Below are 13,978 nucleotides of genomic sequence, written 5' to 3' on the forward strand. Positions count from 1 at the left end.
TATAAAATTAACGCTACCGGGTTGTCGGTAGCGTTAATTTTATGATTTACAGTTTTCACATATTCCATACACTTCAAGTTTATGTTTTTCAATATCAACTTGAGGTAATGCTTTTTTGATTTCTGTCATTGGGCAATAATCTATGACTTTTGTGTCTCCACATGAAGTACAAATAAAATGATGATGGTGATGAGAAGTACAAGCAATGCGGAATTTCATTTCACCATCTAATTCAGTACTTTCAATAATGCCTAACGTTTTAAAGAGATGTAAATTTCGATAAATGGTATCGAAGGATATCCCTGGGTAATTTTCATTCATGAGTTGTTGCACATATTTTGCATTGATATATTTATTCTCTTCAATGAAAATGTTAATGATATCTTTGCGCTTATCCGTATATTTATGTCCGTTATCCTTCAACATTCTTATTGCTTCTTGCGTTTTCACTCAGACTCACTCCTTTACCCTTCCCTTTTGTTAACTTTTGTGCAGCAAATGTCAAACCAAGTAAAATGATTAATATTACAACGATTACACCACCAGGAGAAATATCTAAATAAAAGGCGGTAACTAAACCAGTAATAACAGAAAATTCTCCTATTAAAATACTTAAACCTATAAATTGTTTGAACCCCTTCGTCCATCGCATCGCAATGGCAACTGGTAATGTAATTAAAGCACTGACGAGTAGAATACCAATGACGCGCATTGAAGCGGAAATAACTAATGCTACAATGACAATAAATAAAAACGAAATCCACTTGGGGATACCAATGACTTTACTATATTCTGTATCGAAAGATAAAATAAATAATTCTTTATAGAACAATAAGATAAATGCAACAACGAGAATTGCTATGATAACGATGGTAACTAAGTCACTATATGCTACAGCACTAATAGAACCAAATAATAATCCAACTAATTCTTGATTAAATCCATCAGCTAACGAGATAAAAATCGCACTCAAACCGATTCCTGAACTCATTAAAATAGGAATTGCAATTTCTTGGTAATTTGAATAAGAAGTTCTAAGTTTTTCTATTAAAAGCGCACCAACAATTGAGAATATAATCCCTGTCCAAATAGGGTTCACAAAAGAAAACGTAGCAGATGCACTAATCATAAACATACCGAATGAAATACCACTTAGCGTGACATGACTTAATGCATCAGCAATGAGAGACAAACGTCGCACGACAATAAAAGTCCCTATTAACGGTGCAATTAATCCAATCAAAATCCCGCTGATAAAGCTATAACGTATAAAATCAAAGTTTAAAATTGCATCTATCATTTACAACACGCCCTATCATGTTGATGATCAACAAATTTAATTGGATGGCCATATATTTTAGAGATTTCTACTTCATCTAGTGATTTAAACTCATTTGTAGAACCATGAAAATGAAGGTGCTTATTTAAACAAGCTACCTCAGTCGCTGTATCAGCAACAACGCCTATATCATGAGTTACCAAAATTATAGTGACACCTTCATGTTTAAGATGGTCTAATGTTTCGTAAAATTCACCAACATGTTTAGCATCTATACCATTTGTTGGTTCATCTAAAATAAGAACGGAGGGATCTGAAACTAAAGCGCGTGCGATGAGGACACGTTGTTGCTGACCACCTGAAAGTTCAGACACATTTTTATCTTTTAAAGCTGTGATGTTCAATCGCTCTAGAACACGATCAACTTTATGATGGTCTTCTCTGTTGAACCATCTAAATAGGCGTTTTTTACGCGTTAATCCACTTAAAATAACTTCCTTAACCGTAGCTGGAAAACCAGCAGTGACTGAGGAAGCTTTCTGAGAAACATAACTAATTTTGTCTGTCGTTAATTTTTTGTGATATGATGCACCATCTATAAATATGTCTCCCTGTTGGATTGGGAGTAATCCTAATATTAATTTCAATAAGGTTGATTTACCGGCGCCATTTGGCCCAACAATGGCTAAAAATTCACCTTTATTGATTTTTATATTGATATTTTCAAGTACTTTTTTATTATCAAAATAAAAGTCTATATTTTTAAGTTCAAATACAGGTTGCTCCATTCTCTCACCTCAACTTAATATAATACATATTTATGAAAGTGATGTAAATAGTAATGTTTACGAAAATGATATGGCGATTCATTAACCCCTAAATATAAAACTCTCAAAATCGATTAGTATCGTTTTGAGAGTTAAGTGTTAAAAGTGTCAGTTTTATAGTATAAATTTAGTGAAATATAAAACACTGTGTTGATATTAAATAGTTAATAGTCTAACTGATGACGTATTGTTACAGTCACAAAAATTGAAATGTTTAATTTTGCGCCATAATTTTATTTTTCATTTCAGGGTCAAACTTACTGGCTTTGAGTGCCTCGATTTCAAATTTATAAGGTGGTTTTTTGTTTTTCTTATCATCACCAACATACGGTGTTTCCAAAATCTTTGGAATGTGTTCAAATTGTTTATGATGTACCACATAATTAAGTGCATCAAAACCAATGTGACCAAAACCTATATTTTCATGTCTGTCTTTATGTGCTTCTCGTGGATTTTTACTGTCATTAACGTGAACAACTTTAATACGATCTACCCCGATGATTTTATCAAATTCATTGAGTACGCCATCAAAGTCATTGACCACATCGTATCCGGCATCATGAATATGACAAGTATCAAGACATACAGATAATCTTTCGTTATGTGTGACGCCATCAATAATTTGTGCAATTTCTTCAAATGTACGTCCAACTTCAGAACCTTTACCAGCCATGGTTTCAAGTGCAATGCGAACGTCATTCTTATTTGTTAAAACTTCATTGAGTCCTTCAATAATACGCTTAATACCTACTTCGGCACCTGCGCCCACATGACTACCTGGATGCAAAACGATATCTTTAGCACCAATTGCTTCTGTACGTTCTATCTCATTTTGTAAGAAATTAACACCTAATTCAAATACCTCAGGCTTACTTGTATTTGCAATATTAATAATATATGGCGCGTGAACTACAATATTAGAAAGGCCATACGCTTGCATTGCCTTTTGTCCAGCTTCGATATTTAAATCTTCTATCGCTTTACGACGCGTATTTTGTGGCGCACCAGTATAAATCATAAAAGTGGACGCGCCGTATTTGTGCGCCTCTTCGGCAGATGCTTGTAACATTTTTTTACCACTCATAGAAACGTGTGAACCTATTAACATTCAAATCCAACCTTTATTTTTTATTTTTACGATCAAGACGTTTTTTACGTCTACTATGTTGTCTTTTTTCTTGACGTTTTAAATTTTCGACTTCTTGTTTGAATTTCTTTTTATAGCCTGGTTTAACTTTTTTCTTATTATTACGTTTCACTTTATTTTTCACTTGTTGTGTAATGTGATCTTCTTGTTTTTGTCTTAGACGACGCGTGTTATGTGCTTTGATAGGCTTTAATTCACCATTTCTAATATCAACATTTTCAAATTGATAGCCTTTTTGTTCAATTTGATGAATTAGATATTCTTCGTCTGGTTTATAAAGTGTGATCGCAATCCCTTTATAATTTCCTCTACCTGTACGACCAACGCGATGCGTAAAGAAATCTATATCTAAAGGCACATCAAAATTGATTACATGACTAACGCCTTCTATGTCAATTCCACGAGATGCTAAATCACTCGCAATGACATACTGGAAGTCTAAATTTCGAATTCGTTTCATTTGTTGTTTACGTTCACGAGGAGATAAGCCACCATGAATCATCCCTACTTGAATCCCTTTTTGATTTAGTTTTTCTGCTAAATCATCAGCATTTTCTCGACTGTTACAGAATATAATACCTAAATATGGATTAATCGTATCTATGAGTTCAATCGTCTTTTCTAACTTTTCAGTACCGCGTGTAGGTATTAAGTAAAATGTTATATTCTTCTTATTCTTTTGTTCAGTTTTTACTTCAACAAATTCTGGGTTTTGTAAATATTTATTTAAAAATGGATGTAAAGATTTCGGTATTGTAGCACTAAACACTGCCATTTTAGCCGATTTATCTAAACGAGACGCTATTTGATCAACTTCTTGAATTAGACCTAAATCTATCATTAAGTCTGCTTCATCAACGATAAGTTGTTGCGCTAAATGAACATGCAGCGCATTGGCTTTAGCTAAGTCATTAATTCTCGTAGGTGTACCGATAACGAGCTGAGGTTGTTGAGTTGTTTTTTGCTTATCTTTTTCAAAATCTGTTCCACCTATAAATAAACTCACTTTAATTCCTTTTTTATGATTAGCTAATTGAAGTGCAGCATGATAGAGTTGTGTAGCCAATTCTCTCGTAGGCGCTACAATGATAGCTTGTGGTTCATTTATATCATTATCTAATAATTGGAAAATGGGTAGTAAAAATGAGTGTGACTTTCCTGTTCCAGTTTGTGATTGCCCTATAAGATTGACGCGTTTTAATAATCTAGGAATGACACGTTGTTGAACGTCTGTCGGTTGTTTAAAGTTTAATTCATCTATTGCTTCAATTAAACTTGGGTCAAAACTAAAATGACCAAATGGGTGCTTAGGCATGAATGGCCCTCCTTATTCTATCGTCCCTATATTATAAAGGAATTTACCTTAAATGAAAACTACTCATCAAAATTCAAAATAAGAATGACTCGGTATAATTTCCTACCTTTGACCCATGCTTGAATAGTTTAAATTGCCTTTTGAAGTTGTTATAATATGAAGTTGAAGGAGGGTACGTGTATATTATGGAAATTATTAAAATAACACCCAGGGGGTATTGTTACGGTGTAGTAGATGCGATGGTTATCGCACGTAATGCCTCTTTGGATCCAAACTTACCGCGTCCCATATATATTTTAGGGATGATTGTGCATAATAAACATGTAACAGATGCATTTGAATCGGATGGCATCATTACGTTAGATGGCCCAAACCGTCTAGAAATTTTAAACCAAATTGATTCTGGAACGGTAATATTTACAGCGCATGGCGTATCACCTGAAGTCAAACGTCGCGCAAAAGAAAAAGGGTTAACTTGTATCGATGCGACATGTCCAGATGTTGAAAATACACATGCCCTCATTAGAACTAAAAAAGCTGAGGGGTACCATATTATTTACATTGGAAAAAAAGGTCATCCAGAACCTGAAGGCGCTGTTGGTGTTGCACCAGACGTAGTACATTTAGTAGAAACAAAAAAAGATGTTGATGCATTACCTGAAATGCTGAAAGATAAACGTCTCATTGTAACAAATCAAACAACAATGTCTCAATGGGATGTCTTGCATTTGATGGAAGATTTACAAGAAAAATACCCTCATATTGAACAACATAAGGAAATTTGCCAAGCTACACAAGTACGTCAAGAAGCCGTCGCGGATCAAGCTGGTGCTGCTGACTTATTAATTGTGGTTGGTGATCCTAAGAGTAATAATTCTAATAGACTTGCACAAGTTTCTAAAGATATTGCTCACACTAATTCATATCGAATTGCGGACGTATCACAGCTCAAATTAGAATGGTTAGAAGGTGTTGAAACCGTTGCAGTTACTGCAGGTGCCTCCACTCCTACTCCGATTGTTAAAGAAGTTATAAACTTTTTGAAAGATTATGATCCATTAAATCCTGAAACGCATCAGATTCAATCTCATGTGCCAGTGGATAAAATACTACCAAAAATTAAAAAAGCTAAGCCAGTTAAAATTATGGAATAAAAAAAACACGACAATTTTGTCGTGTTTTTTGTTTTTAGTAATACGTATAAGGGTCAGTATTTATTGAGGATGCTAAAATATTTAACGATTCATTTGGTTTAAGCCAATCTGATAAAAGTGTTACTAGACCCTCTTTCATGACATATTCACTATAATGATTGATATCGATTAAATTGATGCCTTCAATTTTAGCATCTAGCGCTTCATGATGCTTAATATCACCAGTTATGAAAACGTCGGCACCTTTTTTCTGAGCTAACGTTTCTAAACCGATGCCAGAGCCACCCACTATTGCGACAGTTTTAATCAAAGTGTCATTGTCTCCAATAAAACGAATGCTTGGCATATTTAAAACGGTTTTTAAATGATTGATGAAATCAGAAACTGTGTAGGATTGATGCAGCTGTCCAATCAAACCTAACCCTTGTTGTAAACTTTTTTCTAAAGGAATGAAATCATAAACTGGCGTTTCATAAGGATGATATTTTATAATGAGTTTTTCTGTTAAGTCACGTTGATGTTGGTCAATCATAAATTCAACTTTTAACTCTTCTACATTTTCAATTTGATTCAATGCACCTATAGTAGGATTTGCATCTCCTACTGGTTTAAATTGACCCGTTCCCATCGCATTAAAAAAAGCATATTCATAATTACCTTCTTTAGCAATACCTGCATCGCTCAATGCATTTTTAAATGCGTCAGCAGATGTTTGAGGTATAAACACTTGTACTTTATAATAGGATTTCATGTTAACATTTAAAAATTCAGACGCATTCAACCCAATGCGCTCAGCTAACATAGCGTTAACACCACGTGGGTGAACATCTAGATTTGTATGCAATGCGATTAAGTTGATATTATTTTGAATTAATGCGTATAAAATGGAACCATAACCTTGATTGGCTATGATAGATTTTACCCCTTTAAATATAAGTGGATGATGCGCAATAATGGTATTACACTGTTTTTCAATCGCCTCATTTACGACATCAATGGTGCAATCTAACGTTGTTAAGATTCCTTCTATATGATCTTCTGTATTTCCTATGAGTAAGCCGACATTATCCCATGATTCAGCAGAGTCGAAGGGTACGTGTTGATTAAGTGTATGCAGTAACGTTTTAATATTCATCATTTAACACCTCTTTGATTACATTTTCTTGGTGTGTAATGTCTTGATATCGTTGTACATGCTTATTTGGTTCTAATTGTTTTTTTATATCCTCAAGCGCATCTAATTCTCTTTGCCACTTCTCTTCAAACAAATCTCCTTTAATAGGATGTAAAAAAGGTCCGAATTTAAAATCTAATGACGATAAATTCATTTGTCCTTTTTCAGCAACGATAATTTCATATATATGCGCACGTTCTTTTACTAATGTTTCTGTTATAATTTGATAACCCTTATTTTGTAAAAATCGTCTAATCGGTTCGGATTGAATGTTAGATTGAAGAACTAACCGCGGAAAATTAGGAATATGATGAAATCCATTTTCTAAAATACGTGTTATTAATGGCCCACCCATACCACATATCGTGACTGTATCAACATCATCTGTATCATTCAATATGGTTAAACCATCACCTAATCTTACGTCAATTCTTGACGTTAAACCATATGTTGCCACACTTTTTTTGGCTGCATTAAAAGGCCCTTTGATTACTTCTCCAGCAATCGCAGTTTGTATAATCCCTTGTTGGATTGCATAAATTGGTAAATAGGCATGATCAGAGCCAATATCAGCTATTTTTTCACCTATAATAAATTCACTTACTTTTAATAGTCGACGATTAATTGGAATCATGATGATATTTCCCTTCTATAAAAATAAGGGAGTACAAACAGGTAATCATATGTTTAACCATAGTGATACGACTGATTGCTCCCTTTTAGATAAGTATAAGTGACGTTTCAATTATAAACGACAGTATTAATCCATAAAATCTTTAAGTCGTTTACTGCGACTTGGGTGTCTCAATTTACGTAACGCTTTCGCTTCGATTTGACGAATACGTTCTCGTGTAACACCAAAAACTTTTCCGACTTCTTCAAGTGTACGTGTACGTCCATCATCAAGACCAAATCGTAAACGTAATACATTCTCTTCACGATCTGTTAAAGTATCTAATACATCTTCTAACTGCTCTTTTAATAACTCATATGCCGCATGGTCTGACGGACTTTGCGCTTCTTGGTCTTCAATAAAATCTCCTAAATGACTGTCGTCTTCTTCACCAATAGGTGTTTCAAGAGAAACAGGTTCTTGAGCGATTTTAAGAATTTCACGTACTTTTTCAGGTGGTAAATCCATTTCCTCACCAATTTCTTCTGGTGCTGGGTCACGACCTAAGTCTTGTAATAATTGACGTTGAACACGAATTAATTTGTTAATCGTTTCAACCATGTGTACTGGAATACGAATTGTACGTGCTTGGTCAGCAATCGCACGTGTAATAGCCTGTCTAATCCACCATGTCGCATAGGTTGAAAATTTAAAACCTTTGCTAAAGTCAAATTTTTCAACAGCTTTAATAAGGCCCATGTTTCCTTCTTGAATGAGGTCTAAAAAGAGCATGCCACGTCCTACATAACGTTTAGCAATGCTGACAACAAGTCTTAAGTTAGCTTCTGCCAATCTTGCCTTAGCGACTTCATCACCTTGTTCTATCCGTTTCGCAAGTTCAATTTCTTCTTGAGCACTTAATAAGTCTACACGGCCAATTTCTTTTAAATACATGCGAACTGGATCGTTAATTTTAACGCCTGGAGGTGCACTTAGATCGCTTGGATTTAATTTATCATCGGTATCAGAACTATCTTTTTCATTGACTAACTGAATATCATTATCATTAATCATGTCAAAAAATTCGTCCATTTGATCTGAATCCATGTCGAAGTTTTGTAATTTGTCTGCTACTTCTTCATGGCTTAGGTGACCTTCTTTTTTCCCTTTTTCAATTAACTGTTTTTTAACATCCTCTAGTGTTAGAGTAGGATCGATAGTCTCTTTTTTAATTACTTTTACCTGGTTATCTGACATACAAAGGCCTCCCGATATTAATCTTGACGCTTTAATCGATTTCTATTTTTATTCACTATCATTTCTAAATAATACTTTTGAGATGCGACATCTTTATTACGTGTAGCTTCACGTAGTTTTTCATGAAGTGTTTCAAGTGAATCTGAATTTCTATTTTCAGTCATTACTCTAATATAATCATCTATTTCGTTCTCATACGGTTCTCGGTTAAGCGGATAATCTACTAAATATATCAACGCTTCTTTAATTTCATGCTGATGCGTATAGGTAATACATTCACTGATATCAAATTGTTCATGTTTAGAATAAAAGTCTCGTAAAATATTAAATATACGTTTAAAATACTCATTTGTAAAGTCGGATTCATCAATATTTTTATGAAAACTTAAAAAAACATCTTTATCATTAATGAAATGTTTTAAAATTGCTCTCTCTGCAACAGCATGTTTATTTAAACGAACAGATTGTTTCTGAGGTGTATGATGTATGGTGTTCTGAGAGTCGTTATTGGGATAACGCTTTTCTACTTCATTATTTAGACTATCTGGTGAAACTTTAAACAAACTTGATGCATCTTGTAACACTTTTTTTCGTATAATATTTGAGTTTATTTTAGAAACATCATTTATAAACGTTTTGTAAAATTTTTCATAAGCTAAATCATTATTTTCGATTTGGTCTTGATGTTGCATTAATTTAAAGATTACAAATGATTTTTTCTCAGTATTGACGAACTCTAAAAATTTTTCTTTACCATATTTTTCAATGTATTCATCTGGGTCCATATTTTGAGGTAATTGAACTACAAAGCAGTTGATATTTTGTTCCAACAATGTTTGCCCCGTTTTTAATGCAGCTTGTATACCAGCAAAATCACCGTCAAATAATAATGTAACATGATTACATAATTTTCTTAAAAAGTGAATATGGTCTTCAGATATTTGTGTCCCCATACTTGCAACAACATGATTCAGTCCTGCCTCATCGGCTTTAATCACATCCATAAAACCTTCGAGTATAATTGTTTCATCATGTGAGCGAATATGTTTACGTGCACGATCTAAATTATAAAGTAATTTTCGTTTCTGAAATATTGGAGATTCTGGACTATTTAAATATTTAGGCTCCTGATTTTGATAAGTTCGCCCGGAATAACCTACAATGCGCCCTTGTGCATTGGCTAGTGGAAACATGATTCGATCTCTAAACCTATCATAATAGGTGAAATCATTTTCATTTCGTGATAAAATTCCCGCTTCATAACCTAAATGTAAATCAAATCCTTTTTTCTCAAAAAAATCAGTCGCGAAATGCGAGGAGTCAGGTGATAATCCAATTTTTCTTTCATTAATCATTTGATCAGTAAAACCACGATCATATAAATATTTTAAAGCTACTTCGCCTTCAACCGTTTTCGTTAAAATATAATGATAATATTCAAGTAATGTCTCATGCATTTGAATCATTTGTAAGTCGTTAGAAGCAATTTGATGAGATGTATTATTTGAATGAATGTCAACTTGAATGTTAATGCGGTCACCTAAATGTTTAACCGCTTCAGTAAATGAAACATTTTCAATTTCTTGAATAAATTGAAAAATGTTACCACCTTTTTTACAACCGAAGCAATGACAAATTTGTTTATCTTCAGACACTGTAAACGAAGGGGTCTTCTCATCATGAAAAGGACACAAACCTATATAATTGCGTCCTCTTTTTTCTAGTTTAACGTACTCACTAACGACGTCTAATATATCTGTATTTTCTTTAATCTGATCAATGGTTGATTGTGGTATTCTCAAATTTATCACCTTTATTGATTGCTAGATTCCTATGAAAATGAGTGAGTTTTAATATTATACTTACTTTCAATTTGAAAAGAAATTATTATGCTCAATAATTTGTATAATATTATTAGCAGTTTCTTCAATAGCTTTATTGGATACATCTAATACAGGGCAGCCAATACGATCGACGATTTTATTGAAATACTCTAATTCTTCTTCAATACGAGTATCTGTTGCATATCGCGCTGAATCAGATAATCCAAGTTGCTTTAATCGTTCTTTACGAATTGCATTCAATTTTTCAGATGAAATTTTTAAAGCAATACATTTTTTTGGATCAATTTCAAATAACATTTCTGGTGGATTAACTTCAGGAACAATAGGCACATTCATGACTTTATAGCGTTTATGTGCAAGGTATTGTGAGATTGGTGTTTTCGACGTACGTGAAACACCGATGAGTACAATATCAGCTTTAGGAAGACCCTTAGGATCTTTACCGTCATCGTACTTAACCGCAAATTCCATGGCTTCAATTTTTTTGAAGTAATCTTCATCCAGTTTGTGGACGATTCCAGGTTCATTGATAGGTTGTTGTTGAAATGTTGCTTCCATCATAGACATAATGGGTCCCATAATATCTACGGATTTGAGATTATTTTCATTAATTAAATTCGCCATGTAGGCGCGAATATCTGGGCGCACTAGCGTATAAATAATCATTGAATTATTTTCTTTAGCCATTTGAATAATTTCATCTATATTTTGCTTCGTTTCTATATATGGGTAGCGTATAATATCGGCAGTGCTTTCAACGTTTTTAAATTGAGAAATACAGGCTTTAGCAACAAGTTCTGCAGTTTCACCTACTGAGTCTGAGGCAATAATAATTTTCACTTTCGTCATGCGTCATTAACCCTCCTATTGATCGAATAAAGAAACGAAAAGTTTAGTGATTGTCGTTTTAGAAATACGTCCAGTTACAGCATATTTTCCATCGCCTTTTGATTTCACAATCGGTATGGAATCTATTTCTTTAGAAATCATTTGACGTGCTGCATATAAAAGAAGGTCATCTTCTTCTAAAAGAACGATATTAGGCATTCTAGTCATAATAATATGTACAGGAATATTATGAATATCTTGTCCTGCCATGGATGCACGTAGTAAATCTTTTCTAGAACATACACCTACCAAATCATTATCTTCATTAACGATAAACAATGTTCCTACATCTTCAATAAAAATCGCGCAGATTGCATCATAGACAGTAACATCACTTTTTAAAATAACTGGATGTGATTGATAATCTTTAACGATATAATGCTTGAGTTGTTCAGTAAGCAATTGTGAGCTTGATTTACCTGAATAAAAATAACCTACACGTGGTCTTGCTTCTAAATATCCCGCCATTGTTAAAATAGCAAGATCAGGTCTTAAAGTTGCGCGTGTGAGATTAAGTTGTTCAGCAATTTTTTCACCAGTGATAGGACCTGAATTTTTTACGATATCAACAATGTGTTCTTGGCGTTTACTCAGTTCTATATCGATCTCTGCATATTTAAAACCAATTGGTTATGCTAATTAAATAGCAGAAATGCCTCCTTTAAGATACTAGCATCATATTTATTTTCATATGGAACGTTTGATTTGATGAAGTATACAAATCAGTATGTAATCACTACGACATTTTTAAAACATTCATTTACCATTATAACGGTTTATCAACGTGTAGACAATTATGATTTTGCTTGCGAAACAGAATAGATTACTTTAAACTTATAGTTAAAGCGAGTTAAGGATGGTGAAAGCTTAACACATCAAATGGCCTAATTTTCAAAATGTGAATAAAAGTGAGTGGACACACTAATTTGGGTGGAACCGCGGATTAATACATTAATTCGTCCCAAGGCAAAGTATTTTCTTTGGCTTGGGACTTTTTATATTTTTTAAGGAGTGTTTTAGAATGGAAAAAAATATGGATAAAATTGTGCAACTTGCAAAGCATAGAGGTTTTGTATTTCCTGGTAGCGAAATATATGGAGGTTTAGCTAATACTTGGGACTATGGTCCATTAGGTGTGGAATTAAAAAATAACGTTAAAAAAGCTTGGTGGAAAAAATTTATAACGCAATCTCCATACAATGTTGGTTTAGACGCAGCAATTTTAATGAATCCTAAAACATGGGAAGCTTCAGGTCACTTAGGCAATTTCAACGACCCTATGATTGATAATAAAGACAGTAAAATTCGTTATCGTGCAGATAAAATTATTGAAGATTATATGCATAACGTTAAAGGTGACGAAAACTTCATCGCTGACGGATTAAGTTTTGAAGAAATGAAACGCATCATTGACGAAGAAGGTATTACCTGCCCTGTTAGTGGAACAGCAAATTGGACAGATATTCGCCAATTTAATTTAATGTTTAAAACATTCCAAGGTGTAACTGAAGATTCAACAAATGAAATTTTCTTACGTCCTGAAACAGCTCAAGGTATTTTTGTAAACTATAAGAATGTACAACGTTCGATGCGTAAAAAATTACCATTTGGTATTGGTCAAGTAGGTAAATCATTCCGTAATGAAATTACACCTGGTAACTTTATTTTCCGTACACGTGAATTCGAGCAAATGGAATTAGAATTTTTCTGTAAGCCAGGAACTGAGATTGAATGGCAATCGTATTGGAAAGATTATGCTGCGAAATGGTTAACTGATTTAGGGCTTCATAAGGAAAATACGCGTTTACGTGACCATGATGAAGATGAGTTATCACATTACTCTAATGCTACGACAGACATCGAATACAAATTCCCGTTTGGTTGGGGTGAATTATGGGGTATCGCAAGTCGTACAGACTTTGACTTAAAACAACATAGTGAACATTCGGGAGAAGACTTTAAATACCATGATCCTGAAACAAATGAAAAATATATTCCTTATTGTATTGAGCCTTCTTTAGGTGCTGATCGTGTGACGCTTGCATTTTTATGTGATGCCTATGAAGAAGAAGGTGTAGAAGGCAGTAAAGATGCGCGTACCGTATTACACTTCCACCCTGCACTTGCACCATATAAAGCAGCTGTTCTGCCATTAAGTAAAAAATTATCTGCAGAAGCGATTAAAGTGTATGAACAATTAAGCGAAGATTTTGTGGTAGACTTTGATGAATCTCAATCAATTGGTAAACGTTATCGTCGTCAAGATGAAATCGGTACGCCATATTGCATTACTTTTGATTTTGACTCTCTAGAAGATAATCAAGTCACAGTACGTGATCGTGATTCTATGGAACAAGTTCGTATGTCAATCAATGATCTTAAATCATTTTTAGCTGAAAAAGTGAAATTTTAACGTCATCAAGCACATAGATGATTTCCATATGTAGATACAATAAATCAAATAAAAAAACAGCCTTCAA

13 protein-coding genes are annotated in these 13,978 nt (G+C 33.7%); 2 read left to right on the top strand and 11 right to left on the bottom strand.

The window, feature by feature from the left end; genetic code table 11:
- Positions 1–39 precede the first annotated feature (39 nt).
- The 5 genes from G8Y85_RS10795 to G8Y85_RS10815 form a co-directional block, all read right to left on the bottom strand.
- Complete coding sequence (locus tag G8Y85_RS10795; protein ID WP_037565370.1) at positions 40–450, bottom strand: Fur family transcriptional regulator; 411 nt, start codon at positions 448–450, stop codon at positions 40–42.
- Positions 413–1,300 (bottom strand): metal ABC transporter permease, encoded by an 888-nt coding sequence (locus G8Y85_RS10800; RefSeq protein WP_060551135.1) that lies wholly within the window; start codon positions 1,298–1,300, stop codon positions 413–415. Before G8Y85_RS10800 ends, G8Y85_RS10795 begins: the two co-directional genes overlap by 38 nt.
- The gene (locus G8Y85_RS10805) at positions 1,297–2,067 is read right to left on the bottom strand and encodes a metal ABC transporter ATP-binding protein (RefSeq protein ID WP_037565374.1); all 771 of its coding nucleotides are present in this window, start codon (positions 2,065–2,067) and stop codon (positions 1,297–1,299) included. Before G8Y85_RS10805 ends, G8Y85_RS10800 begins: the two co-directional genes overlap by 4 nt.
- Before the next feature lie 253 nt (positions 2,068–2,320).
- The gene (locus G8Y85_RS10810; RefSeq protein WP_060551136.1) at positions 2,321–3,214 is read right to left on the bottom strand and encodes a deoxyribonuclease IV; all 894 of its coding nucleotides are present in this window, start codon (positions 3,212–3,214) and stop codon (positions 2,321–2,323) included.
- A gap of 13 nt (positions 3,215–3,227) precedes the next feature.
- Positions 3,228–4,568 carry a DEAD/DEAH box helicase gene (locus G8Y85_RS10815; RefSeq protein ID WP_165805814.1) on the bottom strand — a complete coding sequence of 447 codons (1,341 nt, stop codon included), beginning with the start codon at positions 4,566–4,568 and terminating at the stop codon, positions 3,228–3,230.
- A gap of 185 nt (positions 4,569–4,753) precedes the next feature.
- Here G8Y85_RS10815 and G8Y85_RS10820 point away from each other — a divergent pair, with 185 nt between their 5' ends.
- Positions 4,754–5,722, top strand: coding sequence for a 4-hydroxy-3-methylbut-2-enyl diphosphate reductase (locus tag G8Y85_RS10820; protein ID WP_103345808.1), 969 nt, complete (start codon positions 4,754–4,756; stop codon positions 5,720–5,722).
- A 34-nt stretch (positions 5,723–5,756) separates the two neighbouring features.
- Here the strand turns inward: G8Y85_RS10820 and G8Y85_RS10825 are convergent, their stop codons facing one another.
- From G8Y85_RS10825 to ccpN, 6 genes are all read right to left on the bottom strand, one after another.
- The gene (locus tag G8Y85_RS10825) at positions 5,757–6,857 is read right to left on the bottom strand and encodes a Nif3-like dinuclear metal center hexameric protein (RefSeq protein ID WP_103345811.1); all 1,101 of its coding nucleotides are present in this window, start codon (positions 6,855–6,857) and stop codon (positions 5,757–5,759) included.
- The gene (locus G8Y85_RS10830) at positions 6,847–7,530 is read right to left on the bottom strand and encodes a tRNA (adenine(22)-N(1))-methyltransferase (protein WP_165805815.1); all 684 of its coding nucleotides are present in this window, start codon (positions 7,528–7,530) and stop codon (positions 6,847–6,849) included. Before G8Y85_RS10830 ends, G8Y85_RS10825 begins: the two co-directional genes overlap by 11 nt.
- 126 nt (positions 7,531–7,656) lie before the next feature.
- Positions 7,657–8,766, bottom strand: a complete 1,110-nt coding sequence (rpoD, locus tag G8Y85_RS10835; protein WP_037565382.1) for an RNA polymerase sigma factor RpoD — start codon at positions 8,764–8,766, stop codon at positions 7,657–7,659.
- Positions 8,767–8,783: 17 nt separating this feature from the next.
- Entirely contained in the window at positions 8,784–10,568 is a 1,785-nt protein-coding gene (dnaG, locus tag G8Y85_RS10840) for a DNA primase (protein WP_165805816.1), read from the bottom strand.
- A 66-nt stretch (positions 10,569–10,634) separates the two neighbouring features.
- Entirely contained in the window at positions 10,635–11,459 is an 825-nt protein-coding gene (locus tag G8Y85_RS10845) for a pyruvate, water dikinase regulatory protein (protein WP_037565386.1), read from the bottom strand.
- Between the two features lie 15 nt (positions 11,460–11,474).
- Positions 11,475–12,098 carry a transcriptional regulator CcpN gene (gene ccpN, locus G8Y85_RS10850; protein WP_103346044.1) on the bottom strand — a complete coding sequence of 208 codons (624 nt, stop codon included), beginning with the start codon at positions 12,096–12,098 and terminating at the stop codon, positions 11,475–11,477.
- A gap of 421 nt (positions 12,099–12,519) precedes the next feature.
- On the opposite strand from ccpN, the gene G8Y85_RS10855 reads away from it, so the two are divergent.
- Entirely contained in the window at positions 12,520–13,911 is a 1,392-nt protein-coding gene (locus G8Y85_RS10855) for a glycine--tRNA ligase (protein ID WP_037565389.1), read from the top strand.
- The last annotated feature ends 67 nt before the right edge of the window (positions 13,912–13,978 follow it).

The sequence above is a fragment of the Staphylococcus sp. 11007852 genome (assembly GCF_011394325.1).
Classification (GTDB): domain Bacteria; phylum Bacillota; class Bacilli; order Staphylococcales; family Staphylococcaceae; genus Staphylococcus; species Staphylococcus agnetis.

Excerpts from the sequence above, each read along its gene's own strand:
- G8Y85_RS10800 (WP_060551135.1), bottom strand. The coding sequence starts at position 1,300 with ATGATAGATGCAATTTTAAACTTTGATTTTATACGTTATAGCTTTATC.
- G8Y85_RS10805 (WP_037565374.1), bottom strand. The coding sequence starts at position 2,067 with ATGGAGCAACCTGTATTTGAACTTAAAAATATAGACTTTTATTTTGAT.
- G8Y85_RS10810 (WP_060551136.1), bottom strand. The coding sequence starts at position 3,214 with ATGTTAATAGGTTCACACGTTTCTATGAGTGGTAAAAAAATGTTACAA.
- G8Y85_RS10815 (WP_165805814.1), bottom strand. The coding sequence starts at position 4,568 with ATGCCTAAGCACCCATTTGGTCATTTTAGTTTTGACCCAAGTTTAATT.
- G8Y85_RS10820 (WP_103345808.1), top strand. The coding sequence starts at position 4,754 with ATGGAAATTATTAAAATAACACCCAGGGGGTATTGTTACGGTGTAGTA.
- G8Y85_RS10825 (WP_103345811.1), bottom strand. The coding sequence starts at position 6,857 with ATGAATATTAAAACGTTACTGCATACACTTAATCAACACGTACCCTTC.
- G8Y85_RS10830 (WP_165805815.1), bottom strand. The coding sequence starts at position 7,530 with ATGATTCCAATTAATCGTCGACTATTAAAAGTAAGTGAATTTATTATA.
- rpoD (WP_037565382.1), bottom strand. The coding sequence starts at position 8,766 with ATGTCAGATAACCAGGTAAAAGTAATTAAAAAAGAGACTATCGATCCT.
- G8Y85_RS10845 (WP_037565386.1), bottom strand. The coding sequence starts at position 11,459 with ATGACGAAAGTGAAAATTATTATTGCCTCAGACTCAGTAGGTGAAACT.
- G8Y85_RS10855 (WP_037565389.1), top strand. The coding sequence starts at position 12,520 with ATGGAAAAAAATATGGATAAAATTGTGCAACTTGCAAAGCATAGAGGT.